Below are 26,747 nucleotides of genomic sequence, written 5' to 3'. Positions count from 1 at the left end.
CCGACGCGGCAATTTGCACCTGCAGCAACGTCAAAAGCGGCATGGGGTCCAGCAGCGCAGGTCGCGAATTGGCGCGTTTATTGAAGGCTTCCTGCCCAGCATCCTTGCAGGAGGCGCTGCCATGAACACACATTTCCGGGACACCCGTAAGATCGACCCGACACGGGGGGCCACGATGGGCGACAACACGCCCAACGATCAGGACCGGGTGGAAATCGGGCCAACGCAGCTTGCCTATGCGGAATGGGCCGCAACCGGGCTGGCGCTTCCTGACCTGCAGGAAATGCGCCGCTATCGCTGGGCACGTCTGACGCAGCATGTCGTGGATCGTGGGTATGGCGGGCTTTTGATGTTCGATCCGCTCAACATCCGCTACGCCACGGACAGCACCAACATGCAGCTCTGGAACACGCACAACCCGTTCCGCGCGGTGCTGCTTTGTGCCGATGGTTACATGGTGATCTGGGACTACAAGAACGCGCCCTTCCTGTCCGAGTTCAACCCGCTGGTGCGCGAGGCCCGGTCAGGCGCGGACCTGTTTTACTTTGATCGCGGCGACAAGGTGGATGTGGCGGCGGATGTGTTCTCGAACGAGGTGCGCGGCATCCTCGCGGAACACGCGCCCGCCAATATGCGGCTGGCGGTGGACAAGATCATGCTGCACGGTCTGCGCGCACTCCAGGCGCAGGGCTTGCAGATCATGGAGGGTGAAGAGGTCACCGAAAAGGCGCGGTCGATCAAAGGCCCGGACGAGATCAAGGCGATGCGCTGTTCTGTTCATGCCTGCGAGGTCGCCATGGCTGAGATGGAGCGTTTTGCCCGCACGCACGTCCCCGGCGGCACCGTGTCTGAGGACGACATCTGGGCGGTGCTGCATGCCGAGAATATCCGACTCGGCGGCGAATGGATCGAAACGCGGCTGCTGGCCTCCGGCCCGCGCACCAACCCGTGGTTTCAGGAATGCGGCGGGCGGATTGTACAGATGAACGAGATCGTCGCTTTCGATACCGACCTGATCGGCAGCTATGGCATTTGCACCGATGTCAGCCGGACATGGTGGATCGGCGACACAGCCCCCCGCCCCGACATGATCGCGGCGATGCAGCACGCGCATGAGCATATCATGACCAACATGGAGATGCTCAGACCCGGCGTGATGATCCCCGACCTGACGGCCAACACACATGTATTGCACGACAGATACCAGGTGCAGAAATACGGCTGCCTGATGCATGGCGTGGGTCTGTGTGATGAATGGCCGCTGGTGGCGTACCCCGATCACGCGGTTCCTGGCGCGTTCGACTATCCGCTTGAGGCGGGAATGACCCTTTGCGTCGAAGCACTGGTCAGCCCCGAGGGGGGTGATTTCTCGATCAAGTTGGAAGACCAGGTGCTGATCACCGAAGACGGGTTCGAGAACCTGTCCAGATACCCTTTCGATGCGGCACTTATGGGGCAATAGCGCTCAGTCAAAAACCGTCACTTCGGCCAGAACACCAACATGGTCGGACCCCAATTGCGGCCGGACAGACGCGCGCCCCCCACCCGGTGCGTAAACATGATCAATCGGCAGCGGCGCGCCCAGTTTGCTCAGGGTCGAAAACAGCGGACCTGCGCGCGTGGTGGCGGTGCTGTTGGCCAGTCGTCCAAGTGCAAACGACCAAGGCACCATGTTGAAATCCCCCGCAAGGACAACAGGGCCGTCAAGCTCTGCCAGGATCGGCGCAAGACGGTCAAACTGTGCCGCCTGTCCGTGTGGCCATGGCCAGAACGCATGCAAGCTGAAAGCCCAGAACGGACCCTCTGGTGAGGCAACCTGTATGCCGACAAACCCCTGACCTCGCACGCAAACCTCTCCCTCGATCGGCCAGCGCGACAGGATCGCGACCCGTGCCCAGTCGACCAGTGCGCAGCTTGCCTGATAGGGGAATTCGGCGCGCAGGTCGCGCACCAGCGGCGCATTGCGCGAGGTCAGTTCCTGCAGCGCAACGATGTCGGGATTGGCCGCGCGGATATCATCGGCAAGCGCTGCAACCTGATCGTTCTCGAAGCGCAGGTTTTTCTGATAGATCGTGACCGGACCCGGCGGGTGCGAGACGTATTTCTGCGCCACGATCTGCCCCATCGCCGCAAGGCAGAGCACCGCCGTCAACCAGCGGACAAATGCGGGCCAAGGGGACCAGATCACCCAAAGCGCAAAGACGACCGCGATGGGAATGCGGAACACCGCAAGGCTGTCACCCAACGGATGCAGCGCCCCGGCAAAGCTGCCGAAGAACCCGGCGGCCAGCAGGCATGCAACAATACTCACCATTCCCGGCATCGCTCTCACCATCCTGTGACGCTCCCGACACAATGCTTGCCAATGGGTCACAGGCCCCACACTTTGATAGCCGACGAAACGCCAAAGGGCCTGCCCCGCCCCGGCCCCGAGGATCTGCCACATGACAACTGAACGCATCACTTTTCCCGGCCATTCCGATGACATCCTGTCGGCGCGGCTCGACCTGCCCGATGGGCCGCATCTGGGCACCGCCCTTTTTGCGCATTGCTTCACCTGTTCCAAGGACATTCCGGCGGTACGGCGGATCGCCGCACGTCTGGCGGCAATGGGCATTGCGGTGTTGCGGTTCGACTTTACCGGGTTGGGCCATTCCAAAGGCGAATTCGCCAACACGACCTTTACGTCAAATGTCGGCGACCTGCATGCGGCGGCGGATTATCTGGCGGATCGCGGCATGGCGCCGACCATGCTGATCGGGCATTCGCTGGGTGGGGCGGCGGTGCTGCGCGCCGCGGGTGACATGGCCGGGATCAAGGCGGTTGTGACCATCGGTGCGCCTTATGATCCCGAACATGTGACCCACAATTTTGCCGATGCACTTGAGGATATCGAGACGCAGGGCAAGGCCGAGGTTGATCTGGGTGGACGGCCTTTCACCATCGGAAAGGCCTTTGTCGAGGACGTAAAGGCGCAAATCCTCGGCCCGGTGATCACCGACCTGAAAGCGGCGCTTCTGGTGATGCATGCGCCCCGCGATGGCGTTGTGGGCATCGAAAACGCGACCAATATCTTCATGGCCGCCCGCCACCCCAAAAGCTTTGTCACGCTGGATGATGCCGATCATCTGATCACGAAGGCCAAGGATGCCGAATACGCGGCAGACGTGATCGCGGCGTGGGTCGGACGCTATCTGAATCTCACCCCACCCGCCCCGCCCATCGGCGCACCGGAAGGCATTGTCCGGGTGTCCGAGGCCGATACCGCCGGGTTCCTGCAGGACGTGCAGGCCGGACCCCATCATTTACGGGCGGATGAGCCTTTGGCTTATGGCGGCACCAACCGGGGACCGTCGCCCTATGGCCTGCTGGCGGCTGGGCTTGGGGCCTGCACGTCCATGACCCTGCGCATGTATGCGCGGCGCAAGGGATGGAAGCTGACGCATGTGTCCGTGGATGTGAGCCACGACAAGGTGCATGCACAAGACGCCAACACGCCCACAATTGCCAATATCGACCTGTTTCGGCGGCGGATCACGGTGACGGGGGATCTGAGTGTGGATCAGCGACAGAAGCTGCTGGAGATCGCGGATAAATGTCCCGTACACAAGACATTGGAGGCGTCCAGTCAGGTGGAAACCGAACTGGTCTGAGCCGCGCGCACAAACACGTCGACGTGTTTGTCGAAATCCGTCGACGGATTTCAGGCGCCTCGTTCATAATGGTGTTGAGAATTATGAATTTGTCTCACCACCTACAATATGTCAGGCAGGACAAAATCTCCGGACTCACAGGCCAGCCATGACAAATCCCCTGCTCGACCTTCTTTCCACGCGCGATTGGCTGTTGGCCGATGGGGCCACCGGCACCAACCTGTTCAACATGGGCCTGGAAAGCGGCGATCCCCCCGAATTCTGGAACGAGACCAAACCCGACAACATCCGCGCGCTTTATCGTGGGGCGGTCGATGCGGGCAGTGATCTTTTCCTGACCAACACCTTTGGCTCCAATGCCTCGCGGCTCAAGCTGCACAATGCCGCCGACCGTGCCCACGAACTGTCCCGTATCGGGGCCGAGATCGCGCGCGACATTGCTGATGCCGCTGGACGTCCTGTGATCGTGGCCGGGTCGGTGGGTCCAACCGGTGAGATCATGGAGCCGGTCGGACCCCTGTCCCACGCCCGCGCGGTCGAGATGTTCCACGAACAGGCCGAAGGGCTCAAGGCTGGCGGGGCAGATGTGATGTGGGTTGAAACGATCAGCGCCCCGGAAGAATACCGCGCCGCCGCCGAGGCCTTTGCGCTTGCCGACATGCCCTGGTGCGGCACGATGAGTTTCGACACCGCAGGACGCACGATGATGGGCATGACCTCTGAGGCCATGGCCGAGATGGTCGAGACCTTGCCCAACCCACCACTGGCCTTCGGTGCCAATTGCGGCACTGGCGCATCGGACCTGTTGCGCACCGTTCTGGGTTTTGCGGCCACGGGAACACAGCGGGCGATCATCGCCAAGGGCAATGCGGGCATTCCGAAATATGTCGATGGTCACATCCATTATGACGGAACACCGGAACTGATGGCACGCTATGCGATCCTTGCACGCAACGCCGGAGCCCGGATCATCGGTGGCTGCTGTGGCACCATGCCAGAGCACCTGCGCGCCATGCGAGAGGCGCTCGAAACAACGCCGAAAGCTGCGGCACCGACGCTGGATGAGATTGTTGCGGATATTGGACCCTTCAGTTCCGACAGCGATGGCACCGGCGATCAGAGCGGCGCCCCCAAGCGCGAGCGACGCGGTCGCCGCCGCGCCTGACGGTTCAGCGCTTTACGCAAGGTTAACCATTGATGTGTCAGACGTGGGGTCATGCGAGACATCTTTGCCCCCACCCCGCCCCGTCGTCCTCCACCTGCCCTGGAGCCGGATCAATGGATTGCCCATGTCTTTTCATCACAAGCCGCAGCCAAAGGTGGTGTTGTCCGCCGTCAGGCCCGTGATGTGGAACGCATCTTGGGGTGGGACCGCTTTCGCGCGGAACTGCGACGACGCGGATACCGCGCGGTGGTCAATGGTGGACAGGTTGTCGTGTTCTGCAACGTGGAACCCGTACACGTCTTCGAGTAGGGCGCACCCGTCTTTTCGAAAAGACGGGCCAAAGCCTTTGAAGGCTTTGGTCATCGCGGGGGAACAAAGTGGCGCGTCTCCCGTCCTTCGAAGGACGGGACAAGACCCTTCGAAGGGTCTTTGGCCCACATCAAAACAGGCTCAACTGATCTCCCACACGGGGTGGCGGTCGAAACGAAGTGCAGTCAAGCGCGGCCAGATCGCCATCAAGACCCAAACGCTTGCGGGCCTTGGTGAACCGCTGCGCAATAAGCGCGGCATAGGCTCCCGCGCCACGACCGCGGCTGAACCACTGCGCATCGTAGACCTTGCCCCCATGCATCTCACGCAGCTTGGACATCACCCGATTCTTGCGCTCGGGATAGTGTTCGTCCATCCACGCCTCCCACAACGGGGCCACCTCAAGCGGCAGGCGCAGCATCGCCCAGGTCGCTGCACAGGCTCCGGCGTCGCGGGCCGCCGTCAGGATCGGTTCGATCTCGGGATCGGTCAGACCCGGTACGATTGGCGACACCATCACCCGCACCGGAATGCCGGCATCCGTCAGACGCCGGATCGTGACCAGTCGGCGCGCGGGGCTGGGCACGCGGGGTTCCATCCGACGGTTCAACTCCGGGTCGAGCGTGGTGATCGAGACGCCGACGCGAACAAGGTTCTGCGCCGCCATACCCGCCAGAATGTCGATGTCGCGTTCGATCAGCGTGCCCTTGGTCGCGATCATGACCGGATGGCGAAAGGCCTGCAGGACCGCAAGGCAATCGCGCATGATCCCGCGATCCCGCTCGATGGGTTGATAGGGATCGGTGTTGGTTCCAATGGCAATCGGCGCGACCCGGTAGCGCCGGGCACGCAATTCGTGATTCAAGACGTCCGCCGCATCGGGGCGCGCGATCAGTCGGGTTTCAAAATCCAGCCCCGGCGACAGGCCCAACCACGCATGGCTGGGACGGGCAAAACAGTAGATGCAGCCGTGTTCACACCCACGATACGGGTTGATCGTCCGGTCAAAAGACAGGTCGGGCGACGAGACATAGTTGATCAGGCTGCGTGGCCGTTCCTCGGACACCTGTGTGCGCAGAACGGACGCGTCTTCGGGGATGTCCCAATCATCCGCTTCATCGACCTGGCGAAACTGTTCATACCGTCCGCTATCACGGCTTTGCGCGCCGCGTCCGCGTCGTTGATCGGGGGCGACATATCGGTCGGATTGGCTCATTCCCACATCATAGAACGAAAGCGGAACATAGACAAGGCAATGCGCTTTTCCACGGCATGCATTGACGCGTGCGTCGGTAGTGTTCGCGCGCATGTCGGATTTCACCAAGTGGCATCGTCGCAAAACGACGATTAGTCGAAAAACAATCACTGGCGGCGACGCCAGCGTCTGGAGTGACATACATGGCTGACCAAGAAGACGATATCATCCTCGCCGATCTGAATGACGAGGAACTTGTCGAGCAGATGTTCGACGATCTTTACGACGGTCTCAAGGAAGAGATCGAGGAATCGGTCAACATCCTGTTGGCACGCGGCTGGCAGCCCTATGACATCCTGACCAAGGCGCTGGTCGGTGGCATGACCATCGTCGGCCACGATTTCCGTGACGGGATCCTGTTTGTGCCAGAGGTTCTGCTGGCGGCGAACGCGATGAAGGGTGGCATGTTCATCCTCAAGCCACTGCTTGCCGAAACCGGCGCGCCGCGGGTCGGAAAGATGGTGATCGGCACCGTCAAGGGCGACATCCACGATATCGGCAAGAACCTTGTGTCGATGATGATGGAAGGCGCCGGGTTCGAAGTGGTCGATCTGGGGATCAACAACTCGGTCGACAGCTATCTTGAGGCGATCGAGGCAGAGGGACCGGACATTCTTGGCATGTCCGCGCTTTTGACCACAACCATGCCCTACATGAAGGTGGTGATCGACACGCTGGTCGAGAAAGGCATCCGCGACGATTACATCGTCCTGGTCGGTGGCGCCCCCCTGAACGAGGAATTCGGCAAAGCCATTGGTGCCGACGCTTATTGCCGTGACGCGGCTGTGGCCGTGGAAACGGCGAAAACCTATGTCGGGCGGAAGCACAATCAGCTTGCGGCAGGCTAAATTTGCGCAAAAAGGCGCTTTTTCGGCCTCGCCCCACGGCGAGGCCTTTTCATATGGCCCGATCTGCCCCATATTTTCAGGACAAGGAGATCAACATGCCAGTGACCACCTTCGTCTCAATGATCCTTGCCGTGATTGCGGCATCCGGTCTGACGGTTTGGGCCTTTGCCCAATTCGGTATCCTCAAGGTGCTGCCTGCGCTGATTGCGCTGGCGCTTCTCGCGCGGTGGGGTTTGGCCCATGTGCCCGGTGATGACGAGCCTGCCTGACGACACCACTTTGACAGATGCGGGATTGCAAGCGCGCGGCAACGGCCGTGTGCTGATTGTCGCCTGTGGCGCGCTGGCCCGCGAAATCCTGGCTCTGCGGGATGCAAACGGGTGGACGCATCTGGATCTGACCTGCCTGCCCGCCATACTTCACAACCATCCCGAAAAGATCGTCGGAGCGGTCCGCGACACCGTGACGAAGCACCGTGCGCATTATGACGAGATCTTCATCGCCTATGGCGATTGCGGCACTGGCGGATTGCTCGAATCAGCCTGTACCGAGATGGGGGTGCCGATGATCGCCGGGCCGCATTGTTACAGCTTTTTCGAAGGCAATGACGCCTTTGCAGCCCGTGACGAGATCACCGCGTTTTACCTCACCGATTTTCTGGTGCGCCAGTTTGATGCGTTTGTGTGGAAACCGCTGGGGCTCGACCGGCACCCGGATTTGCGGGACATGTATTTCGGGCATTACGAAACGCTGGTGTACCAGGCCCAGACCGATGATCCCGCCTTGACCGACATCGCCAGACGCTGTGCTGAACGGCTGGGACTGGCGTTTGAGCGGCGTTTTACCGGCTACGGGGATCTGGAGCGCCACATGAGTGACTGGGCCAACACCTGACACCGGGGCGGATGTTCCGTCAACGGAACATGTCGGACGCGTCGACGCGTCCGCTTGCGCGTCATTCGGATCGGTCGATCAGAACCGCAGACACCGGCACCATCGCCACGCTGGCCGCGCGATCCTGCAGGCTCCAGAGAAGCAAGGCTGACAGGGTATCGGGCGTCAGACGGCCCAGCATCACAACAGACCCGTCCTGACGGGCCCGAAACGCAGCCCCATCCAGAAAGCGGCGCTTGGTACGGGCGTCCTGACCCTCTCCATCGAAATCACGCAGGATGCTGACGGCCGGGACACCCTCACCGCGTGCTATGGCCTGCGCGGTGTTCAGCCCGTTGGGAAGAAACACCAACCCATGGCCACTATCGGCGGCAAAGCTGGTCGCCTGTTCCGTGTTGTCTCGCACGCTTTGTAAATTGCCCCCCGGCGCTTCGATCAGGGCGACCGCTTCGGGAAGGGCGGCAACGGCACCGGCAAGGATCTGTTCCACATCGGTCGGCTGTGCGGCAGGCGGCAGTTCGACAAGGGCCGCAACCTCGTAACCAAGCGCGCGGTAGGCAGACATACGCGCCGCCGCGTCGGGGTGTCCGGGATCCAGCGCAAAGGTCACCGGGAAGGGGAAGGTGTCCAGCGTCTCTGGTCCAAGCGGACCGGTTCCGTCATCGATCATCACAATGGACATTTGAGGCAGGGACGGATCGCTGTCGACCGACACCGCAAAGCGGCGCAGCGGCGGCAGTGACGCGTCGGCGTCCGGAGTGTCTGCGGGCGCCGTTGTGGGTGCCTCTGCCGTGCCACCGCTGATGGAGGGGATCCGTGCCGAATTGCCTGGATTGCGGTCGGTCAGGGACGCGGCGGGGCGCCCAATGGCGGGGCGCGGAAGGTCTGCTGTCTCTGCGGTCGGCGTGTCGTTGGTGGTGTCTGGCGTGTCCGGTATCAGACGGCGCACTTGCGGACGCTCTGCCTCATCCGGGGAACCGGTCGCAGCGGGGTCAGAATCGGCGGTCTCTTCTGTCGGCGCGGATGTGTCAGGAGCGGGGGCAGGATCCGGAGCCAGGGGCGTCTCGACGGCTGGCACCGGTGGGGTCGGCGGCTGCGCAGGATCGGTCGAGATATTCAGCCCGGCCTCTTCCCTCTCGGGTGTATCGAGCGGCGGTGCTGAAGGGGCTTGTGGCGCGCTATCCCCGGTCGAGCGCATCGGCGCATCAGGGGCGTCAGTCGCATCTGGTACGGAGAGTGCCGCGATGCTGTCCCCGGTCTCAGGGGCCGGAAGGGGCGCAGCTGCTGTGTCTTGCGGCGCGCTGTCTTGTGCGTCCGGCGGTGTGCCAAGTTGCGGCGTCTGTGCATCGGGCAATACCTCGGTCACGTCGACCGGGCGACGGGCCGGTTGCGCAGGTTCGGCTTCTGCGGTCTCAGGAACGGCGTCTTCGCGGGTCGTCTCCGGCGATATTTCCGAAGCGGATTCCGGCACAGCAATGTCGCTTTCCGGCGCTGTGGCGCTGTCGGAAACAGAAGGCTCTTGCGGAGCATCCGGCACAGGTTCGGAATCGGGCATGGCCGGTTCCGGTTCCGCTGCCGGCGTGTCCGAAGGGGCAAGCTCCGCTGCCTCGTCCTCCTGGGTTTGTGGAGTCTCTGCGATCTCTGGCTGCGCGTCTTCGACGATCTGTTCCGGGACCACCGGCGGCGTGTTGCCCGGATCGGGCACCAGCACCGACACCGCACCCAAACCGCCCACGGACACGATGGTGCCCAGTATGGCCCCTGACAAAAACCCTCTTGCCATGCTCTTTGCCCTCGCCTTGCCGTCTCATGCGACCCCGGCGTCTCATCCGCGCCGGTTGACCCACCCGCGCCCTTGACGCGCCTTGGTCTGCCTGCGCATGTATACCGCGATTGACCCCTGCCCCGCCAGCCCCGTCTGAGAAGAAACACCCATGCTGCTGCTTATCGACAATTACGACAGTTTTACCTACAATCTCGTGCATTATCTGGGCGAACTCGGCACCGATGTGAAAGTTGTCCGAAACGACGCGATCACCGTGCAGGAAGCGGTGGCGCTGAACCCTGCGGGCATCCTGCTGTCCCCCGGTCCCTGCGACCCGGATCAGGCCGGGATCTGTCTTGCCCTGACGCTGGCCGCTGCCGAAACGAAAACGCCGCTGATGGGCGTCTGCCTTGGCCACCAGACCTTGGGACAGGCCTTTGGCGGAAAGGTCGTTCGCCATTCCGAAATCGTGCATGGCAAGATGGGTGTGATGCACCATTCCGGCACAGGTGTGTTCCAAGGGCTGCCCTCTCCGTTCGAGGCGACGCGCTATCATTCCCTCGTTGTGGACAAGGACAGCGTGCCCGATTGCCTTGAGGTGACCGCATGGCTCGAGGACGGAACGGTGATGGGCCTGAGCCACAAAGAGCTGCCGATGCAGGGTGTACAATTCCACCCGGAGTCGATTGCATCGGAACATGGGCACGCGCTGCTGCAGAATTTTGTCAACGAATTGAAGGTGCCCGCATGAGCGACTTGATGAAGCCCCTGATCTACGCCGCTTCCGAGGGGCCGCTGAGCCGGTCACAGGCAGAACAGGCGTTTGAAATCCTCTTCGAGGGAGAGGCCACACCGGCACAGATCGGCGGCTTGCTCATGGCCTTGCGCGCGCGCGGTGAAGCGGTCTCGGAATATGCCGCCGCCGCTGCGGTGATGCGCGCCAAATGCACTCCGGTCAAGGCGCCCGAGGGGGCCATGGATATCGTCGGCACCGGTGGCGACGGCAAAGGCACGCTCAACATCTCGACCGCGACGGCCTTTGTGGTCGCTGGTGCAGGTGTGCCGGTGGCCAAACACGGCAATCGCAACCTGTCGTCCAAATCGGGCGCCGCAGATGCGCTGACCGAGATGGGCGTGAACGTGATGGTCAGTCCCGAGATTGTGGAACGGTCACTGATCGAGGCCGGGATCGGCTTCATGATGGCACCGATGCACCATCCCGCGATGAAACATGTGATGCCGGTGCGCCAGGAACTTGGATCAAAGACGATCTTCAACATTCTTGGCCCGCTGACCAACCCCGCCGGGGTCAAGCGGCAATTGACCGGGGCTTTTGCCATCGACCTGATCTTCCCGATGGCGGAAACGCTCAAGGAGCTTGGGTCGGAAAAGGCATGGCTGGTGCATGGCGGTGACGGAACGGACGAAATCTCGATCTCGGACCCCACGCAGGTAGCGGTGCTGGAGAACGGCAAGGTGCGCGGACGCGAGGTGCATCCCGAAGACGCCGGTCTGCCGGTACATCCCTTCCGCGAAATCATGGGCGGCACTCCGGCCGAGAATGCTCAGGCGTTTCGCGCCCTGCTGAATGGTGAGAAAAGCGCCTATCGGGACGCCGTTCTGTTGAACGCAGCTGCGGCGCTGGTGGTGGCAGACAAGGTGTCGGATCTGAAATCCGGGGCAGAGATGGCCGCCGTGAGCATCGACAGTGGCGCAGCCAAGGCGCGGCTCGACGTGCTGGCGCGAGTGACCCAATCGGCGTGAGGTCTGCATTCCGGGCGGGACACGATGCGCCGACGCATCGTCGATTTTCCGTTGGCGGTAAATCCTTGGGGGCCAGCCCCAAAACCTGCGGGATATTTCTGGACCAGAGACGCATGGGACGCGAGTCATGTTGACACCGCCGCTTGCCTGGACTCATTTGCCGTTTTTTCAGTGCGACTTGCCTGCGATCCGCGCGAAACTGGCGCTTGAAACACGAGAGGTGTTGCCGCCCGCGGACCGGGTCTTTGCAGCGCTTGACGCCTGTGCACCGCAGGATGTGCGTGTCGTGATCCTTGGTCAGGATCCTTATCCGACCCCAGGTCATGCGCATGGGCTGGCGTTTTCGGTGGCCCCTGATGTGCGGCCCTTCCCCCGATCCTTGGGCAATATATTTCGGGAACTGGCAGACGATCTTGGAACTGCGCCGCCCAATGGCGATCTGCGGTTCTGGGCGGATCAGGGCGTTCTGCTTTTGAATGATGTGTTGACCGTGCCTGCAGGAGCGGCGCGTGGGCATCGCCGGATCGGGTGGCAGAGGCTTGTTCCGCAGGTTCTTGATGCGTTGCACGACGCGCCGCGCGCGTTTGTGCTTTGGGGCAACGATGCGCGCGCGCATGCGTCCCGTCTGGACGGGCATGGGCATCTGGTCTTGCAATCAGCGCATCCATCGCCGCTGTCGGCGCGGCGCGGGTTTTTCGGGTCGCGCCCCTTTTCCACCGTGAACGCTTGGCTTAGAGATCAGGGACATGACCCGATCAACTGGACGACGCCATGACAACCATTCTTGACAAGATCAAAGCCTACAAGCTCGAGGAAGTCGCAGCGGACAAGGCCCGCGTGCCCCTCTCCGCCGTTGAGGCCTCAGCCCAGGCTGCCGATCCCGTGCGCCCGTTCGGGGCGGCGCTGCGCACTGCGCAGGTGACGGGGTACGGATTGATTGCCGAAGTCAAAAAGGCGTCGCCGTCCAAGGGGCTCATCCGGGCGGATTTCGAACCGGCGACATTGGCCCAAGCCTACGAGGCGGGAGGAGCAAGCTGCCTGTCGGTCCTGACCGACACACCGAGCTTCCAGGGCGACAAGTCCTACCTCGTGGTGGCGCGCGCCGCCACATCGCTGCCAGCGCTGCGCAAGGATTTCATGTACGACACCTATCAGGTGGCCGAGGCACGCAGCCTTGGCGCGGATTGCATCCTGATCATCATGGCGAGCGTGTCGGATGCACAGGCGGCCGAGTTGGAGGAAGCCGCCACCGCCTGGGGCATGGATGTGTTGATTGAGGTGCATGACCGCGAAGAGCTGGATCGCGCGCTGGAATTGAAGTCTCCCTTGATCGGCGTAAACAACCGCAATCTCAAGACCTTCGAGACAAATCTTGAGACAACACGCGACCTTTCCAAACACGTCCCCTCGGACCGGATGCTGATTTCGGAATCCGGTCTTTTCACCCCTGCCGACCTTGCTGACATGGCGGCGCAAGGCGCGCGGAGCTTCCTGATCGGCGAAAGCCTGATGCGGCAGGCGGATGTGACGGCGGCCACACGGGCGCTTCTGGCCGATCCGGTGGCGGCATGAGCGGGTTGTCACATTTCGACGCCAAGGGAGACGCCCACATGGTGGACGTGTCAGACAAGGCCGTCACCTCGCGCGTGGCTGTGGCTGAAGGCTACATCAGGATGGCGCAGGAGACCTTTGATATCATTACAGAAGGTCGTGCCAAGAAAGGCGACGTGATCGGTGTGGCGCGGCTGGCCGGGATCATGGGGGCCAAGAAGACCCCCGACCTGATCCCGCTCTGCCATCCGCTTCCCGTCACAAAGGTGGCGGTCGAGCTGACCCATGCACCGGACCTGCCCGGTCTTCGGATCGAGGCGACGGTCAAGACCACCGGCCAGACCGGGGTCGAGATGGAGGCGCTTACCGCCGTGTCGGTGGCGGCGCTCACGGTCTATGACATGGCCAAGGCGGTCGACAAGGCGATGGAGATTACCGGCATCCGCGTGATGCTGAAAGATGGTGGAAAATCAGGACGGTACGAGGCGCCATGATCTCGGTTTCAGAGGCGCTGGATCACCTGTTCGCACTGGCGCGCCCGCTTGGAGTCGAGACGGTGCCGCTGTTGCAGGCACATGGCCGGGTGTTGTCGCAGGATGTGGCGGCGACGCGCAATCAGCCGCCCTTTGATGGGTCTGCCATGGATGGCTATGCGGTGACAGAGGTAGCACCCGGGTTGCGGCTGCGGGTGATCGGTGAGGCGGCGGCCGGGCACGGATTTGACCAAACGGTAAAAAATGGCGAAGCGGTGCGGATCTTCACCGGCGCGCCGGTGCCGGAAGGCGCAAAAGCGGTTGTGATACAAGAAGATGTCACCCGCGATGGCGACTGGATCACCATTGGCGACACGCCCGAGGACAATCCACATATCCGACCCGCAGGGGGCGATTTCCGCATCGGGGACACAATCAGCGCAGGCCGCGTGATCGGGCCGAATGACATTGCGTTGATGGCGTCGATGAACATTGCAGTGGTGCCTGTGGCGCGCCGGCCCGTGGTGGCTTTGATCTCGACCGGGGATGAATTGGTCATGCCCGGTGACATCCCCGGCCCCGACCAGATCATCGCGTCCAACACCTTTGGTCTGCACGCGCTGATGCGCGATCTGGGAGCGGAGCCGCGCTTGCTTCCGATTGCGCGGGACAACGAGGCATCTTTGAAGACCGCCTTCGATCTGGCGCAGGGAGCTGACTTGATCGTCACCATCGGCGGTGCGTCGGTCGGGGATCACGACGTTGTGGCCAATCTCGCGCCGCAGCTTGGGTTTGACCAAAGCTTTTACAAGGTTGCAATGCGTCCCGGTAAACCTTTGATGGCAGGACGGTTTGGCGCAGCTATGATGATCGGGCTGCCGGGCAACCCGGTGTCTGCCATGGTCTGTGGGCATGTGTTCGTCGCCCCCGTGGTGCGCGCGATGCTGGGTCTTGCCGCCGGGGCTGCGTCGCGCAGGAGGGGTGTTCTGGCGCAGGATCTGCCCGCCAATGGCCCCCGCGAACATTACATGCGGGCGCGGTTCGAAGATGGTGGGCTGGTGGCCTTCGGATCACAAGACAGTTCGCTGCTCAGCATTCTGGGCAAGGCAGATGCGCTGATCGTTCGGGCCCCGAAAGACGGGCCGCGCAGCGTGGGTGACTTCGTGGAATATCTGCCTCTTCGCTAAAATCCTGTGCTTGTTCACAGATTCTTGACACAAAACAGGAACAACAGTAGAACAAACGGTGAGGATCATGCGAGCGGAGGCAGAAAATGCTGACCAAGAAACAACTCGACCTGCTGGATTTCATCAGCAAACGCGTGGCGCGCGATGGTGTGCCACCCAGCTTTGACGAAATGAAAGAAGCGCTGGACCTGCGCTCCAAATCGGGCATTCACCGCCTGATCACCGCATTGGAAGAGCGTGGATTTATCCGGCGCCTGGCCCACCGGGCGCGGGCGATCGAAATTGTGAAGCTGCCCGATACGCTTGCGGCCAAGCAGCCGGGCTTTGCGCCGCAGGTGATTGATGGCGATCTGCCGGACATGCCGGCCCCGGCCAATGCCGTTCCGATTGAAACCGTCGATGCTCTGGACCTGCCCCTGATGGGCCGGATTGCCGCTGGTGTGCCGATCGAATCGATCAATGACGTTCCACCGACCGTGGCCATTCCCGGTGCCATGCTGTCGGGCAGCGGAAAGCACTATGCGCTTGAGGTCAAAGGCGATTCCATGATCGAGGCCGGGATCAACGACGGTGATATCGTGGTGATCCGTGAAACATCGTCGGCCGACAATGGCGACATCGTCGTGGCGCAGGTCGAAGGGTACGAGGCGACGCTCAAGCGCTACAAGCGCAAGGGCGAAAGCATCGTGCTTGAGGCGGCGAACCCGGCGTATGAGCCGCGCATCCTTCCGGTTGGCGCGGTCAAGGTGCAGGGCCGTCTGGTCGGGCTGATCCGAACTTACTGAGCGTTTCGCACAGTTCTGTCATTCCAGAGGCGCGCGCCCGACCGGTCGCGCGCTTTTTCGATGTGCCATGCCCCGCCGTCCCGGCGTGAAATGGCAAGGCTGCCCAAATCCCTGAGCGTGGCTGCATCAAAAACGGTGCAATTGGAGAGCCTTGACAGGTCTGGAAGATCGGCGCTTGCGATAATCAGGGCGCCGTCAGCGCAGCTGTCAAACCCCTCGGCCGCCCGCTTGCCATGAATGTGCCGGATCATCGGTGTGTTGGTCGCCTCCCAGATCGCAGCGGCGTGTGCCTGACCCAGCCCTTGTCCGTCATTTTCAAGCCAGACATCCGCGATGAACCCGGACCCCGTTGACCGTGACACGGCACGCCCCTGATCTGTCATGACGCCGACCAGCGCGCCACCTTCGGCAACCAGAATGTCGGGACGCTCCGCCTGCCCCCAAAGCAGGAGCGCGCCCACAACGGGTCCAAGCCCGATCCAGCGTCCGTGGCCCTGCCAGAGGATGACAAACAGCGCGCCCAGCGAAATGATCGGCAGAACAACCGGATCGGGAGTCATCACAGGGCGGACGGCTCCGGTCCAGTCCGCCATTTCCTGTGCGACGTACAAGATCCACTCGAGGCCAAAGCCCATCGCGGTCAGGCCGATTCCTTCCAGACCAAAGGGCATCAAACCGATACCCAGAACGGCTGCCGGGATGACGAGAATTCCCATGAGAGGAACACTCAACAGGTTCGCGATCAGACCGAACTGGGCGATCTGGTTGAAATGCGCCATGGCATACGGGGCTGTGGCCGCTCCCGCGACGGCAGAGGACAAGACCACGGAAGCCACGCCACGCAACAGGCGATGGCGCGGAAGATCATGCGCGCTGTCCCGGATCGCACCGAACACGGCAACCAGTGCCGTAGTGGCGGCGAATGACATCTGGAACCCCGGCCCCATCAACGCCTCTGGCCGCAGGACCAAGACGATCAAAGCGGCCAGCGCCACGGCGCGCAGCGAAATCGCGCGACGGTCGACCATGACGGCCAAGAGCATCACCGCAACCATGACGAAGGCCCGTTCGGTGGCGACATTCCCCCCCGAAAGCGCAAGGTAGATGGCAGCAAAAACCAGCGCGCCCCCAGCCGCGATCTTCTTGATCGGCCAGCGCAAACCGACCGGTGTGAGCAGCAGGCCCAGACGCAGGGCGGCAAAGACAAAGGCGCTGACCAACCCCATATGCAACCCGGAGATCGCCAGAAGATGCGCAAGGTTGGTGTCGCGCAGAGCCTGCAACACGGACTGGGGGATGGCGCTGCGATCCCCGGTGATGATGGCTGTGGCCACGGCACCAGTTTCCCCCGGCAAGGCAAGCTGAACGCGCGACGAGATCGCCATGCGGGTCTGAAAAAGCCACCGGTCGCGGTCAGCCTCTTGCCACAGAACAAGCGGCACACGGGTATACCCCACCGCACCCAGACGCAGAAACCATGCGTGACGGCGGAAATCAAAACCGCCCGGTTCGACTGCACCACCGGGTGGGCCAAGATGGGCGGTTGTCATGATCGTCATGCCCGGCTCCGGCACCAGGCTTTCCGTCTTTATGTGCAACGACAGACGCACTCGCGTCGGCGTTTCGGACAGCGGCACATCGGTCAGCCAGACATGATCCAGCGTGATGCGCAGCGCGTCCGAGGCCGAGCGGTCGATGGCGACCACCCGTCCCGTCACAGGGCCGTAGTAGCGCCAGTCGATCACAGGCCCCGCCACCAGATGCGCCCGCGTGCCCGCAAGCGCCAGACCCAGAGCCACCATCGCCAGCGCGCAGATCAGCGGCGCAAAGGCGGATCGGCTGCGCAGGTGCCAGACAAGCGCAAGCAGACCCAGGGCGGCGCATATCATCAGCGCCCAAACGGGCGGTTCGATCCGCAGTGAGAAATAGAGGCCGATGCCGACCCCAAGGAAGATCGGAACAAAGGGAAACAGCGTCCCGCGCTGTGTCAAAAGCATGTCGGGGAAGACCGACCAGACACGCGCCATACTTGCCCCCGTGGATGGTGCTGGTTAAGAGAGCCTTAATCTATCCCCAAGACCGTTATCGAAAGGTAAATGCGCCCAATGTCCGGCCAGATCGTCACCCGTTTCGCCCCTTCGCCCACCGGCTACCTGCATATCGGCGGGGCGCGCACGGCGCTGTTCAATTGGCTTTATGCACGTGGTCGCGGCGGCAAGTTTCTTTTGCGGATCGAAGACACGGACAAGGCGCGATCAACACCCGAGGCGTCGGCGGCGATCCTTACAGGGCTGGATTGGCTTGGGCTGGACCATGACGGCGAGGTGGTGAGCCAGGCGGCGGGTGCCGCGCGGCATGCCGAGGTGGCGCATGACCTGTTGGCCAAAGGTGCCGCCTACAAGTGTTTCTCGACGCAAGGTGAGATCGAGGCGTTCCGCGAGGCAGCGCGCACCGAGGGCAAATCGACACTGTTCCAAAGCCCGTGGCGCGATGCCGACCCTAGCACGCACCCGGACGCGCCTTACGTCGTCCGTCTTCGAACTCCTCAAGACGGCACCACGGTGATCCGCGATGAAGTGCAGGGCGATGTCACCATCCGCAACGATCAGCTGGATGACATGGTTCTGTTACGCTCGGACGGCACACCGGTCTACATGTTGGCAGTTGTTGTCGACGATCATGACATGGGAGTGACCCATGTGATCCGGGGGGATGACCACCTGAACAACGCCGCGCGCCAGATGGGGATTTACACAGCGATGGGCTGGGACATCCCGGTCTGGGCGCATATTCCGCTGATCCACGGCCCGGATGGCAAGAAGCTGTCCAAGCGGCATGGCGCGCTGGGAGTCGATGAGTACCAGGTCATGGGCTATCCGGCGGCGGGGATGCGCAATTACCTTGCCCGTCTTGGTTGGAGTCACGGCGATGACGAATTCTTTACCGATGATCAGGCAAAAGAGTGGTTCGACCTGAACGGAATCGGAAAGTCGCCTGCGCGGTTCGATTTCAAGAAGCTGGAGAATCTGAGCGGGCAACATATGGCTGTGTCGGACGATGCTGCACTGCTGCATGAATTGCAGGCGTATCTGGCAGCGGCGGGTGAAGCTGCCCTTACGGAAACTCAGGCTGACGGGATGTTTCGTGCGATGTATTGCCTCAAGGAGCGGGCGCGCACCTTCCCGGAACTACTTGAAAAGGCTTATTTTGTTTTGACGGAACGGCCCATTGCACAGGATGAGAAAGCCGCGAAGCAGCTTGATACGGTATCCCGTGGTATACTGGGATCGTTGACGCCGCACTTGCAAAATGCTAGCTGGACGCGCGACGAGCTTGAAGCCGTCACATCCCGAATTGCAGAAGAGCACGGGACCAAATTCGGCAAGTTGGCGGGTCCGATGCGGGCGGCGCTGGCAGGTCGGGCCGTGACGCCGAGTGTGTTCGATATGATGCTGGTTCTGGGGCGCGATGAAACCGTCGCCCGCCTGACAGAAGCAGCTGCCGCAGGGGATTCCTGACACCGTAAGGGTGTTTATCCCCGGCGGCTTGGGATAGCTGGCTTTGAACCTCCGTTCAAAGCATTGAGACGAAGGGACCACGTATGTCAGACACCTCTAAAAACGCGACATTGACCATTGGCAGCGACACCTACGAGTTGCCGATCTATTCGCCCACAGCCGGACCGGATGTCATCGACATTCGCAAGCTTTATGGCCAGGCGGGTGTGTTTACCTACGATCCCGGTTTCACATCGACGGCGGCCTGCGACAGCACCATCACCTTTATTGATGGCGACAAGGGCGAATTGCTGCACCGTGGCTATCCGATCGACCAGTTGGCCAGCAAATCGCATTACCTCGAAGTGTGCTACCTGCTGCTTTACGGAGAACTGCCGTCGGCGTCGGATCTCGAAAATTTCGAAACCACGATCACGCATCACACGATGATCCACGAACAGATGCACAACTTCTTCCGTGGGTTCCGTCGGGATGCACACCCGATGGCAACGATGGTGGGCGTCGTGGGCGCGATGGCGGCGTTCTATCATGACAGCACCGACATCAACGACCCGCGCCAGCGTGAAATCGCGTCGCACCGTCTGATCGCCAAGGTGCCGACGATTGCCGCGATGGCCTACAAGTATTCCATCGGCCAGCCCTTCGTCTATCCGCGCAACGATCTGGATTACGCGGCCAACTTCCTGCACATGTGCTTTGCCGTCCCGGCCGAGGAATACCAGGTCGATCCGATCCTCGCCCGCGCGATGGACCGCATCTTTACCCTGCACGCCGATCACGAACAGAACGCGTCTACCTCGACCGTGCGTCTTGCGTCGTCTTCGGGGGCCAACCCTTTTGCCTGTATCGCTGCCGGCATCGCCTGCCTTTGGGGTCCGGCGCATGGTGGGGCGAACCAGGCCTGCCTCGAGATGCTCAAGGAAATCGGATCACCGGAAAATATCCCCGAATACATCGCCCGCGCCAAGGACAAGAACGATCCGTTCCGCCTGATGGGTTTTGGCCACCGGGTTTACAAGAATTTCGATCCGCGCGCGACCGTGATGAAGCAGTCGGCCGACGAAGTGCTTGACCTCCTGGGTGTCGAAAACAACCCCGTCCTCGCGACCGCGAAGGAACTGGAAAAAGCAGCTCTTGCCGATCCTTATTTCGCCGAGAAAAAGCTGTTCCCGAACGTGGATTTCTACTCGGGTATCATCCTTGAAGCGATGGGTTTCCCGACCTCCATGTTCACGCCGATCTTCGCGCTGAGCCGGACTGTCGGCTGGATTTCCCAATGGAAAGAACAGCTTGCCGATCCGCAGATGAAGATTGGCCGCCCCCGCCAGCTCTATCACGGTGAGACGATGCGCGACTACGTCGATATCGAAAAGCGCTGATACATCAGGAAAGAAGGGCCGCCTTCGGGCGGTCCGTTTGCTATGACGACATTGCACACAAAACGCCTGGTCCTGCGAAAAGCACGGATTGATGATCTTGACGATCTTCACGCCGTCTACAGTGACCCACGCGTGATGCGCTATTGGTCAACACCTCCGCATGGTGACATCGCACTCACCCGCCGCAACCTTGAGCGGCTAATCGCTTCCTCCGACCCGGTTGTGACGTATTTTGTCATTGAGCGCGATTGTCAGGCCATTGGCTGCGCAGGGGTGCATATGGGGGACGAAATCGGCTTTCTGCTGCACGCAGATCACTGGAGGCAGGGGCTGATGTCCGAGGCGCTAACCGCGTTAGTTCCGTATTTTTTCGAGGTCTTGCGATACCCGCAATTGACGGCGGACGCTGACCCATCGAACGCCGCATCCGTCGCAACCTTGCGGGCCGCCGGGTTTGAAAAAACCAAAGAGGCCAGGAACACTTATTGCGTCGATGGGGTGTGGTCAGACAGCGTGTATTTCACGCTCAAGCCCGACCACAGCGCGGCTTAGCGTCCTTCGTACTGCGCTGGCCGTTTTTCAAGAAACGCGACAACGCCTTCCTTGAAGTCCCGTGTTTTGCCACATTCGCCTTGCAGTTTTGCTTCCAGCGCAAGCTGATCTTCAAGATCATTGTCAAACGAAGCGCGGATCGAAGCCTTGACTCGCTGGTAAGCAGCGGTCGGCCCCTTGGCGAGGTGCCGTGCGCGGGATTTCCAGTGATCGGAAAATCCTGTGTCCGGCACCGCTTCCCAGATCATGCCCCAGTCATCGGCCTGTCGCGCGGTGATCTTTTCGGCAAAAAGCGCCGCTCCCATTGCCTTGGCCAGCCCCATCTGGCGGGGCAGGTAATAAGTGCCGCCCGCATCAGGGATCAGGCCGATCCGTGTGAAGGCTTGCAGGAAGAAGGCGGATTCGGTGGCGATGACCACGTCCGCCGCCAGCGCGAGGTTGGCCCCTGCCCCAGCCGCCGCCCCGTTGACGGCGCTGATCGTCGGCACCGGGCAGTCATAGATCGCGCGGAGCATCGGAACGTATTCGTCACGCAGCGTGCGTTCCAGATCAAGATTGGCCGCGTTGGCGCGATCCCCGAGGTCCTGCCCCGAACAAAACGACTTGCCCTCACCGGTCAGAACCACAACACGCGCCTTGCGCCCTGCCTCAAGCACCGCATCGGTGATCTCGGCGCGCATCTGCGTGTTGAGCGCGTTCATCACTTCGGGACGATTCAACGTGACCGTTGCGATGTCGTCAGTGATGTCGATGGTGATGGTGTCGTAATTCATGCGCCGGCACTCCTAGGGCTGATACGCGCATCAAACACCGAAGCGGCCGGTTTGGCAAAGGTCAACGCGGCGTCACAAATTCGGAGTCAGGTGTCTTTCAGGATTTCGTTCAGCCGCGCCTGTTCCTCATCCGACAGCCCCGCCTCACCCGGTGCGGCAGCCCGTGACCGACCACGGACATAGGTGACACCCACCCCAAGGGCGAGCAGGAACAACGCCGGCCCTGATAGCCACAGCACGATATTCCAGCCGTCCACGCGCGGCCGGAGCAGCACAAATTCACCGTAACGTTCGACAAGATAGTTCAGAACCTGTTCATCGCTATCGCCTTCGACCAGCCGCTCGCGCACCACAAGCCGCAATTCGCGGGCAAGATCGGCATTGGATTCGTCGATGCTTTCGTTCTGGCAGACCAGGCAGCGCAGCCCTTTGGACAAGTCGCGCGCCCGGTTTTCGAGCACCGGATCGTCCAACACTTCGTCAGGCTGCACAGCGAATGCAGGCAACGCCATGGTCGCCAGCATCAGGGACAGCAGCCCGGCTTTGAGGACACGCAGCAGGGTCATTCCGCCGGAACGCCTTGCGGTGCGGACTGCTTGCGTGCGCCTGCGGCCACACGGTAGCGCCGATCGGACAGAGACAGGACACCACCCAGCGCCATCAGGATCGCGCCCCCCCAGATCCAGTTCGCAAGTGGCTTGATATAGGTGCGCATCACCCAGCCTCCATTGTCCTGAGCATCGCCGATCACAACGTAGATGTCGCGCAGGAAGCGGTAATCAATCCCGGCTTCGGTCGTGGGCATCTGTGCCACCGGGTAGTTGCGTTTTTCCGGATTGAGGACGGCAATCTGCTCTCCATTGCGGCGCACGATCACGTCGCCCATGGTCGAGAAATAGTTCGGACCACGCGCCTCGTTGACCGCAGTCAACTCAAGTTCGAACGCGCCAACCTGAAACGGCTCACCGATCTGCGCCACACGGATGTCTTCCTCTTGCCAGGCCATCAGGCCCGCGATCCCGACCATGGTGATCCCCATCCCGGTATGCGCGACCGCTTTGCCCCAATCCGCACGCGGCAAGCGCCACAAACGGGAAACGTCACGTTTCTGGCCAGTCCGGTTCAACAGATCAAGCGCTGCACCGCTCACGATCCAGACCCCAAGGAACACACCAACCGGGCCCAACAGGCTTTTCCCGGTCTGGAAGGTCCAGAACAAACCCATCATCAGAATCGCCAGAATGAACAAGGGTGCCAGTTGTCTGAGCGTGCGGCCCACCTTGGCCCGCTTCCAGCTAAGCATGGAGCCCAGTGGCAGCAGAAGCCCAAGCACCACCATGAACGGTGTAAACGCCATGTTGAAGAACGGCGCGCCGACGCTGAGTTTGGCATCAAAGAACATTTCGGCCACCACGGGCCAGAGCGTGCCGACAAAGACCACGAAACAGCTAACCGCGAGGATCACGTTGTTCGCGACAATCGCGCTTTCCCGACTGGCCACGCCAAAGACGCCCTTGGCCTCCATTGTGCTGGCGCGCGCCGCAAACAGCGTCAGCGCCCCGCCGGTGAAGAACACCATGATCATCAGAATGAACACGCCGCGTTCCGGGTCATTTGCAAAGGCATGCACCGAGGTCAGAAGTCCCGAGCGGACAATAAATGTCCCGATCAGCGAAAACCCGAACGCCAGGATCGCCAACAGAATGGTCCAACTTTTCAGCGCCTCGCGCTTTTCCACCACGATGGCCGAATGCAGCAGCGCCGCCGCCAGCAACCACGGCATGAAACTTGCGTTTTCGACCGGATCCCAGAACCAGAACCCACCCCAGCCAAGTTCGTAATAGGCCCACCAGGACCCAAGCGCGATACCGATGGTCAGGAAGGTCCATGCGGCCAGCGTCCACGGACGCACCCAGCGTCCCCAGGCGGCATCCACCCGGCCTTCGATCAGGGCAGCCACGGCAAAGCTGAAGCAGATGCTCAGACCGACATACCCCAGATACAGGAACGGCGGATGAAACGCCAAACCGGGGTCCTGCAACAGCGGGTTGAGATCCTGCCCATCAAAGGGCGGCACAGCAAGGCGCATGAAGGGGTTGGAGGTAAAGAGAATGAAGGCAAAGAACGCGACCGCAATGGCCGATTGCACAGCAAGCACGCGCGCCCGCAACGTCGGCGGCAACGCTTTGCCGAACCAGGCTGCCATTGCTCCGAACAGGGTCAGGATAAGCACCCAAAGGAGCATCGAGCCTTCGTGATTCCCCCAGACACCGCTGATCTTGTAAAGCATCGGCTTGGCCGAATGGCTGTTCAGATAGACCAGCCTGAGCGAAAAGTCAGAGGTGACAAAGGCATGTGTCAGCGCCGCAAAGGCAAATGCCGTCAACAGGAATTGAACGGTCGCAGCCGGTTCGGCCACGGCCATCCATCCCGGCCAGCGCTTGTGCGCGCCCACCATGGGGATTACGGATTGCACAATCGCGACAAGAAACGCGAGGATGAGGGCGAAGTGACCGAGTTCTGTAACCATGGCTTGGACTATAGGCGCAGCGCGTGCCTTGGCCAATGCGTTTCGCCCATCGACACGGTTCACATTGTCGCAATCACGGCAGATCAGCGATTCTGTCGCAGCCTCTGCCACTCATCCAGCGCCGCATTGCCGTCTGTGCGAACGGGCTCTGTAGGTTCAGACGGGCTTTCAAGCGTTTGAACGCGACGCACCACATCCGGCACCGATACTGCCAGTTGCGTGGCAAGATCACGTTGAAAATCCTGCCCTTTTGCCTGATGGCGTGCCCCGAAGTAAAAGCTGACTATCGCCCCGAGCAACCACCAAAGCGGCTCTGGCACCAAAGCGAGTCCGGTCATGCGGGCGGCAAACCAGACCGGATCGACCATCGCTGCAATGAACAGGCCCATCGTGCCCAACGCCATCGCAGGGCGCGGCACCCGGTTGAGCGCATCCATCAAACGGTCGAACCACCCGCGTTGGGGTGTGTGAAACTCGCGCGCGAACTGGCGCAGGGCGGCGTCCTGCATCCCGTGATCGCGTTGTGCCTGTGCTTCGGCGTTCGGGCGAAAGACCTCTGCGGTTTCGCGCAACACGTTGCGGCCCGATCCAAAAATCAGTGAAAACACCTGTTCGATCAATCCCATGCCGCCACCCTTTGCTGAAACGCCTCTGTACCCAGATGATAGCGCGGTGCCATGAACTCCTCGGCCCGCGTGATCCATCCGCCTTTGCCGCCCTTCCGGGTGCGCGCGTATTTTCGGCTCTGCGCACGACGGTCGGCCAGATCGAAATAATAGTTTCGGCGCTCTATCCCGTAGGCATCCACCAGATGATCCGGCGCACCGGCATAAGCCCGCGCCGTCTCTGCGATTGTCTTTGGACCGATCACACCATCCACCGTCACGGCGAATCCCATCTTGCCCAAGAGCTTTTGCAAAATTTTCACAGCGTTGGCCCCAGCATTCACATACATGTCGAACACGCTGGGTTGCAGAGGGTCCGGCAGATCGTCAATTCGGGGTCGGGCAAAATAATGATCCATGAATATGGAAACCGCCTGATCCTCGGACAGACGCCGCACATCAGCGCTGGTCACCTGTCCGTCACCCGTCAGATCAAGACCAAGACGACGCATCGTGTGGATCGTCACACCATGATTGGTCGCCCCGCCCGGATCGTCCGGGTCATTCACATAACCGCCTTCACGCGCCACGATCTGCTGTGCAATCCCGCGCACATTCTGCTTCAGCCGCTCCATCTGCACTCCACCGATTGCTCCCTGTGGCAAAGACTGCAAAGCTGTGGTTAACGAAGCGACAAGACGGCGGCCGATGCAGCATCGTCGTCGCACAACAGACGGATTTTACTTTGAAAACAGCCGCCGACATCATTCGCCATCTGGACCTCAGCCCACATCCCGAAGGCGGATATTACCGCCAGACCTGGATCGCAGAAGGCGATGGCCGCCCCGCGGGTACATGTATATACTTCCTTCTGGACAAGGGCGCGCGCAGCCATTGGCACAGGGTCGATGCCACCGAGATCTGGCATCACTATGCCGGTGCGCCGCTGATCCTGTCGGTGTCAGCCACCGAAGAAGGCCCGGCGCGGGATGCCCTCTTGGGTCCGGATCTTTTTGACGGTCAAAGCCCGCAGGTCATCGTTCCGGTCAATCACTGGCAGGCCGCCCAAAGCACCGGCGACTGGACACTTGTGGGCTGCACCGTCAGCCCCGCCTTTCAATTCGACGGGTTCGATCTGGCGCCACCGGGGTTTGACATTCCCCGCGCCGATTGACAGGGAGCGCACATGACAGACCTGCCCTATCTCACACCGCTCTCACCGGATCAGCAACGCAGCTTGGGTCTGACAGAGGCTTGGCCCCTGGCCATCGCCGACCGAGTCCGGTTTTCAGAGCTCGATCCCCTCAACCACGTCAACAACGTGGCCTACCTGATCTGGTTCGAAATCGGACGGGTCACGTATTTCAAACACATCGGACTTTCGAGTTATGACGACGGTGCCGAAGAGCCGCGCATCGTTATCCGGCGTGGCGAAATGGAGTGGCTGCAGGAAATGCGGGCGGACGAAGAGTATGTGGTGCGGTCACGAACTGTCGCGTATCGCAGCACCAGTTTCACGCTGAAACAGGAAGTCTGGTCAGGTGGCACCAAGCGGGCGGACTTCACATGTGTGATCGTTCTGCTTTATCCGGATGGCAGCGGGCGCATGCCGATCCCGAAACGCATCATTGAACATTTTCACCAGGTGGACGGGGTGGAAACGCCTTGAGAAAGCCCGTTCGAACGCGCTTGAAGAACCGGTTTCGAAACCGTGTGACCAGGATTTTTCGAACAGTCTTCC

Annotated in this window: 28 protein-coding genes; 19 read left to right on the top strand and 9 right to left on the bottom strand. The window is 61.3% G+C overall.

Translation table 11 applies throughout. The features are described 5' to 3' along the window. The first annotated feature begins 121 nt into the window (after positions 1–121). Complete coding sequence (gene dddP / locus ACTIEN_RS04835) at positions 122–1,462, top strand: dimethylsulfonioproprionate lyase DddP (RefSeq protein WP_439521978.1); 1,341 nt, start codon at positions 122–124, stop codon at positions 1,460–1,462. Positions 1,463–1,465: 3 nt separating this feature from the next. Here dddP and ACTIEN_RS04830 read toward each other — a convergent pair whose 3' ends face one another. Further along, positions 1,466–2,314, bottom strand: coding sequence for an endonuclease/exonuclease/phosphatase family protein (locus ACTIEN_RS04830; RefSeq protein WP_439521977.1), 849 nt, complete (start codon positions 2,312–2,314; stop codon positions 1,466–1,468). A 130-nt stretch (positions 2,315–2,444) separates the two neighbouring features. On the opposite strand from ACTIEN_RS04830, the gene ACTIEN_RS04825 reads away from it, so the two are divergent. From ACTIEN_RS04825 to ACTIEN_RS04815, 3 genes are all read left to right on the top strand, one after another. Beyond that, positions 2,445–3,653, top strand: coding sequence for a bifunctional alpha/beta hydrolase/OsmC family protein (locus ACTIEN_RS04825; RefSeq protein ID WP_439521976.1), 1,209 nt, complete (start codon positions 2,445–2,447; stop codon positions 3,651–3,653). A gap of 148 nt (positions 3,654–3,801) precedes the next feature. After that, positions 3,802–4,818, top strand: a complete 1,017-nt coding sequence (gene bmt, locus ACTIEN_RS04820; RefSeq protein WP_439521975.1) for a betaine--homocysteine S-methyltransferase — start codon at positions 3,802–3,804, stop codon at positions 4,816–4,818. Between the two features lie 51 nt (positions 4,819–4,869). Then, a complete protein-coding gene (locus tag ACTIEN_RS04815; RefSeq protein ID WP_439521974.1) occupies positions 4,870–5,127 on the top strand; it encodes an N-(5'-phosphoribosyl)anthranilate isomerase in 258 nt (85 codons plus the stop codon). Between the two features lie 130 nt (positions 5,128–5,257). Here ACTIEN_RS04815 and ACTIEN_RS04810 read toward each other — a convergent pair whose 3' ends face one another. Then, entirely contained in the window at positions 5,258–6,343 is a 1,086-nt protein-coding gene (locus tag ACTIEN_RS04810; protein WP_439521973.1) for a PA0069 family radical SAM protein, read from the bottom strand. 182 nt (positions 6,344–6,525) lie between these two features. Between ACTIEN_RS04810 and ACTIEN_RS04805 the strand changes: the two genes are divergently transcribed. From ACTIEN_RS04805 to ACTIEN_RS04795, 3 genes are all read left to right on the top strand, one after another. After that, positions 6,526–7,230, top strand: a complete 705-nt coding sequence (locus ACTIEN_RS04805) for a corrinoid protein (RefSeq protein WP_439521972.1) — start codon at positions 6,526–6,528, stop codon at positions 7,228–7,230. 95 nt (positions 7,231–7,325) lie between these two features. Beyond that, the gene (locus ACTIEN_RS04800; protein ID WP_439521971.1) at positions 7,326–7,499 is read left to right on the top strand and encodes a hypothetical protein; all 174 of its coding nucleotides are present in this window, start codon (positions 7,326–7,328) and stop codon (positions 7,497–7,499) included. Next, positions 7,483–8,124, top strand: coding sequence for a DUF1638 domain-containing protein (locus tag ACTIEN_RS04795; RefSeq protein WP_439521970.1), 642 nt, complete (start codon positions 7,483–7,485; stop codon positions 8,122–8,124). Before ACTIEN_RS04800 ends, ACTIEN_RS04795 begins: the two co-directional genes overlap by 17 nt. A gap of 61 nt (positions 8,125–8,185) precedes the next feature. On the opposite strand, the gene ACTIEN_RS04790 is transcribed toward ACTIEN_RS04795, so the two are convergent. Next, the gene (locus tag ACTIEN_RS04790) at positions 8,186–9,907 is read right to left on the bottom strand and encodes a divergent polysaccharide deacetylase family protein (RefSeq protein ID WP_439521969.1); all 1,722 of its coding nucleotides are present in this window, start codon (positions 9,905–9,907) and stop codon (positions 8,186–8,188) included. 151 nt (positions 9,908–10,058) lie between these two features. Between ACTIEN_RS04790 and ACTIEN_RS04785 the strand changes: the two genes are divergently transcribed. The 7 genes from ACTIEN_RS04785 to lexA all read left to right on the top strand — a co-directional run bounded on the left by ACTIEN_RS04785 (position 10,059) and on the right by lexA (position 15,649). Further along, positions 10,059–10,640 (top strand): aminodeoxychorismate/anthranilate synthase component II, encoded by a 582-nt coding sequence (locus tag ACTIEN_RS04785; RefSeq protein ID WP_439521968.1) that lies wholly within the window; start codon positions 10,059–10,061, stop codon positions 10,638–10,640. Continuing rightward, positions 10,637–11,653, top strand: coding sequence for an anthranilate phosphoribosyltransferase (gene trpD, locus ACTIEN_RS04780; RefSeq protein ID WP_439521967.1), 1,017 nt, complete (start codon positions 10,637–10,639; stop codon positions 11,651–11,653). The genes ACTIEN_RS04785 and trpD overlap by 4 nt, the downstream gene beginning before the upstream one ends. Positions 11,654–11,780: 127 nt before the next feature. Beyond that, positions 11,781–12,428 carry a uracil-DNA glycosylase gene (locus tag ACTIEN_RS04775; RefSeq protein ID WP_439521966.1) on the top strand — a complete coding sequence of 216 codons (648 nt, stop codon included), beginning with the start codon at positions 11,781–11,783 and terminating at the stop codon, positions 12,426–12,428. Beyond that, positions 12,425–13,225 carry an indole-3-glycerol phosphate synthase TrpC gene (gene trpC / locus ACTIEN_RS04770; protein WP_439521965.1) on the top strand — a complete coding sequence of 267 codons (801 nt, stop codon included), beginning with the start codon at positions 12,425–12,427 and terminating at the stop codon, positions 13,223–13,225. Before ACTIEN_RS04775 ends, trpC begins: the two co-directional genes overlap by 4 nt. Then, positions 13,222–13,698 carry a cyclic pyranopterin monophosphate synthase MoaC gene (gene moaC, locus ACTIEN_RS04765; RefSeq protein WP_439521964.1) on the top strand — a complete coding sequence of 159 codons (477 nt, stop codon included), beginning with the start codon at positions 13,222–13,224 and terminating at the stop codon, positions 13,696–13,698. The genes trpC and moaC overlap by 4 nt, the downstream gene beginning before the upstream one ends. Continuing rightward, positions 13,695–14,864, top strand: coding sequence for a molybdopterin molybdotransferase MoeA (locus tag ACTIEN_RS04760; RefSeq protein ID WP_439521963.1), 1,170 nt, complete (start codon positions 13,695–13,697; stop codon positions 14,862–14,864). The genes moaC and ACTIEN_RS04760 overlap by 4 nt, the downstream gene beginning before the upstream one ends. Before the next feature lie 86 nt (positions 14,865–14,950). Beyond that, the gene (lexA, locus tag ACTIEN_RS04755) at positions 14,951–15,649 is read left to right on the top strand and encodes a transcriptional repressor LexA (RefSeq protein ID WP_439521962.1); all 699 of its coding nucleotides are present in this window, start codon (positions 14,951–14,953) and stop codon (positions 15,647–15,649) included. Here the strand turns inward: lexA and ACTIEN_RS04750 are convergent. Then, complete coding sequence (locus ACTIEN_RS04750) at positions 15,643–17,676, bottom strand: ComEC/Rec2 family competence protein (RefSeq protein WP_439521961.1); 2,034 nt, start codon at positions 17,674–17,676, stop codon at positions 15,643–15,645. The genes lexA and ACTIEN_RS04750 overlap by 7 nt on opposite strands. A 78-nt stretch (positions 17,677–17,754) precedes the next feature. Between ACTIEN_RS04750 and gltX the strand changes: the two genes are divergently transcribed. The 3 genes from gltX (at position 17,755) to ACTIEN_RS04735 (ending at position 21,098) form a co-directional block, all read left to right on the top strand. Beyond that, positions 17,755–19,167 carry a glutamate--tRNA ligase gene (gene gltX / locus ACTIEN_RS04745; protein ID WP_439521960.1) on the top strand — a complete coding sequence of 471 codons (1,413 nt, stop codon included), beginning with the start codon at positions 17,755–17,757 and terminating at the stop codon, positions 19,165–19,167. A gap of 83 nt (positions 19,168–19,250) precedes the next feature. Further along, complete coding sequence (gene gltA / locus ACTIEN_RS04740) at positions 19,251–20,546, top strand: citrate synthase (protein WP_439521959.1); 1,296 nt, start codon at positions 19,251–19,253, stop codon at positions 20,544–20,546. Between the two features lie 42 nt (positions 20,547–20,588). After that, the gene (locus ACTIEN_RS04735) at positions 20,589–21,098 is read left to right on the top strand and encodes a GNAT family N-acetyltransferase (protein ID WP_439521958.1); all 510 of its coding nucleotides are present in this window, start codon (positions 20,589–20,591) and stop codon (positions 21,096–21,098) included. Here the strand turns inward: ACTIEN_RS04735 and ACTIEN_RS04730 are convergent. The 5 genes from ACTIEN_RS04730 to ACTIEN_RS04710 all read right to left on the bottom strand — a co-directional run bounded on the left by ACTIEN_RS04730 (position 21,095) and on the right by ACTIEN_RS04710 (position 25,641). Beyond that, positions 21,095–21,871: an enoyl-CoA hydratase-related protein gene (locus ACTIEN_RS04730; protein ID WP_439521957.1), complete on the bottom strand. Its 777-nt coding sequence runs from the start codon at positions 21,869–21,871 to the stop codon at positions 21,095–21,097. The genes ACTIEN_RS04735 and ACTIEN_RS04730 overlap by 4 nt on opposite strands. Positions 21,872–21,957: 86 nt before the next feature. Next, positions 21,958–22,437, bottom strand: coding sequence for a cytochrome c-type biogenesis protein (locus tag ACTIEN_RS04725; RefSeq protein WP_439521956.1), 480 nt, complete (start codon positions 22,435–22,437; stop codon positions 21,958–21,960). After that, a complete protein-coding gene (locus ACTIEN_RS04720) occupies positions 22,434–24,401 on the bottom strand; it encodes a heme lyase CcmF/NrfE family subunit (RefSeq protein ID WP_439521955.1) in 1,968 nt (655 codons plus the stop codon). The genes ACTIEN_RS04725 and ACTIEN_RS04720 overlap by 4 nt, the downstream gene beginning before the upstream one ends. Positions 24,402–24,484: 83 nt before the next feature. Further along, positions 24,485–25,027: a holin family protein gene (locus ACTIEN_RS04715; protein ID WP_439521954.1), complete on the bottom strand. Its 543-nt coding sequence runs from the start codon at positions 25,025–25,027 to the stop codon at positions 24,485–24,487. Beyond that, a complete protein-coding gene (locus ACTIEN_RS04710) occupies positions 25,018–25,641 on the bottom strand; it encodes a holin-associated N-acetylmuramidase (RefSeq protein WP_439521953.1) in 624 nt (207 codons plus the stop codon). The genes ACTIEN_RS04715 and ACTIEN_RS04710 overlap by 10 nt, the downstream gene beginning before the upstream one ends. A gap of 110 nt (positions 25,642–25,751) precedes the next feature. Here ACTIEN_RS04710 and ACTIEN_RS04705 point away from each other — a divergent pair, with 110 nt between their 5' ends. Continuing rightward, on the top strand, positions 25,752–26,180 hold the full coding sequence (locus tag ACTIEN_RS04705) for a cupin domain-containing protein (RefSeq protein ID WP_439521952.1): 429 nt from the start codon (positions 25,752–25,754) through the stop codon (positions 26,178–26,180). A 12-nt stretch (positions 26,181–26,192) separates the two neighbouring features. Then, positions 26,193–26,675, top strand: a complete 483-nt coding sequence (locus ACTIEN_RS04700; RefSeq protein ID WP_439521951.1) for an acyl-CoA thioesterase — start codon at positions 26,193–26,195, stop codon at positions 26,673–26,675. The last annotated feature ends 72 nt before the right edge of the window (positions 26,676–26,747 follow it).

This window comes from Marivita sp. (assembly GCF_051859345.1).
Taxonomy (GTDB): domain Bacteria; phylum Pseudomonadota; class Alphaproteobacteria; order Rhodobacterales; family Rhodobacteraceae; genus Marivita.
This window is presented reverse-complemented; position numbering and strand designations above follow the sequence as displayed.

Coding starts and splice junctions, on each gene's coding strand:
- lexA (WP_439521962.1), top strand. CDS start 14,951: ATGCTGACCAAGAAACAACTCGACCTGCTGGATTTCATCAGCAAACGC.
- ACTIEN_RS04725 (WP_439521956.1), bottom strand. CDS start 22,437: ATGACCCTGCTGCGTGTCCTCAAAGCCGGGCTGCTGTCCCTGATGCTG.
- ACTIEN_RS04735 (WP_439521958.1), top strand. CDS start 20,589: ATGACGACATTGCACACAAAACGCCTGGTCCTGCGAAAAGCACGGATT.
- ACTIEN_RS04700 (WP_439521951.1), top strand. CDS start 26,193: ATGACAGACCTGCCCTATCTCACACCGCTCTCACCGGATCAGCAACGC.
- ACTIEN_RS04750 (WP_439521961.1), bottom strand. CDS start 17,676: ATGGCGCGTGTCTGGTCGGTCTTCCCCGACATGCTTTTGACACAGCGC.
- ACTIEN_RS04825 (WP_439521976.1), top strand. CDS start 2,445: ATGACAACTGAACGCATCACTTTTCCCGGCCATTCCGATGACATCCTG.
- ACTIEN_RS04760 (WP_439521963.1), top strand. CDS start 13,695: ATGATCTCGGTTTCAGAGGCGCTGGATCACCTGTTCGCACTGGCGCGC.
- ACTIEN_RS04720 (WP_439521955.1), bottom strand. CDS start 24,401: ATGGTTACAGAACTCGGTCACTTCGCCCTCATCCTCGCGTTTCTTGTC.
- bmt (WP_439521975.1), top strand. CDS start 3,802: ATGACAAATCCCCTGCTCGACCTTCTTTCCACGCGCGATTGGCTGTTG.
- ACTIEN_RS04715 (WP_439521954.1), bottom strand. CDS start 25,027: ATGGGATTGATCGAACAGGTGTTTTCACTGATTTTTGGATCGGGCCGC.
- ACTIEN_RS04775 (WP_439521966.1), top strand. CDS start 11,781: ATGTTGACACCGCCGCTTGCCTGGACTCATTTGCCGTTTTTTCAGTGC.
- ACTIEN_RS04805 (WP_439521972.1), top strand. CDS start 6,526: ATGGCTGACCAAGAAGACGATATCATCCTCGCCGATCTGAATGACGAG.
- trpD (WP_439521967.1), top strand. CDS start 10,637: ATGAGCGACTTGATGAAGCCCCTGATCTACGCCGCTTCCGAGGGGCCG.
- ACTIEN_RS04730 (WP_439521957.1), bottom strand. CDS start 21,871: ATGAATTACGACACCATCACCATCGACATCACTGACGACATCGCAACG.
- ACTIEN_RS04830 (WP_439521977.1), bottom strand. CDS start 2,314: ATGGTGAGTATTGTTGCATGCCTGCTGGCCGCCGGGTTCTTCGGCAGC.
- ACTIEN_RS04795 (WP_439521970.1), top strand. CDS start 7,483: ATGACGAGCCTGCCTGACGACACCACTTTGACAGATGCGGGATTGCAA.
- ACTIEN_RS04800 (WP_439521971.1), top strand. CDS start 7,326: ATGCCAGTGACCACCTTCGTCTCAATGATCCTTGCCGTGATTGCGGCA.
- ACTIEN_RS04785 (WP_439521968.1), top strand. CDS start 10,059: ATGCTGCTGCTTATCGACAATTACGACAGTTTTACCTACAATCTCGTG.
- gltX (WP_439521960.1), top strand. CDS start 17,755: ATGTCCGGCCAGATCGTCACCCGTTTCGCCCCTTCGCCCACCGGCTAC.
- trpC (WP_439521965.1), top strand. CDS start 12,425: ATGACAACCATTCTTGACAAGATCAAAGCCTACAAGCTCGAGGAAGTC.
- moaC (WP_439521964.1), top strand. CDS start 13,222: ATGAGCGGGTTGTCACATTTCGACGCCAAGGGAGACGCCCACATGGTG.
- gltA (WP_439521959.1), top strand. CDS start 19,251: ATGTCAGACACCTCTAAAAACGCGACATTGACCATTGGCAGCGACACC.
- ACTIEN_RS04815 (WP_439521974.1), top strand. CDS start 4,870: ATGCGAGACATCTTTGCCCCCACCCCGCCCCGTCGTCCTCCACCTGCC.
- ACTIEN_RS04810 (WP_439521973.1), bottom strand. CDS start 6,343: ATGAGCCAATCCGACCGATATGTCGCCCCCGATCAACGACGCGGACGC.
- ACTIEN_RS04710 (WP_439521953.1), bottom strand. CDS start 25,641: ATGGAGCGGCTGAAGCAGAATGTGCGCGGGATTGCACAGCAGATCGTG.
- dddP (WP_439521978.1), top strand. CDS start 122: ATGAACACACATTTCCGGGACACCCGTAAGATCGACCCGACACGGGGG.
- ACTIEN_RS04790 (WP_439521969.1), bottom strand. CDS start 9,907: ATGGCAAGAGGGTTTTTGTCAGGGGCCATACTGGGCACCATCGTGTCC.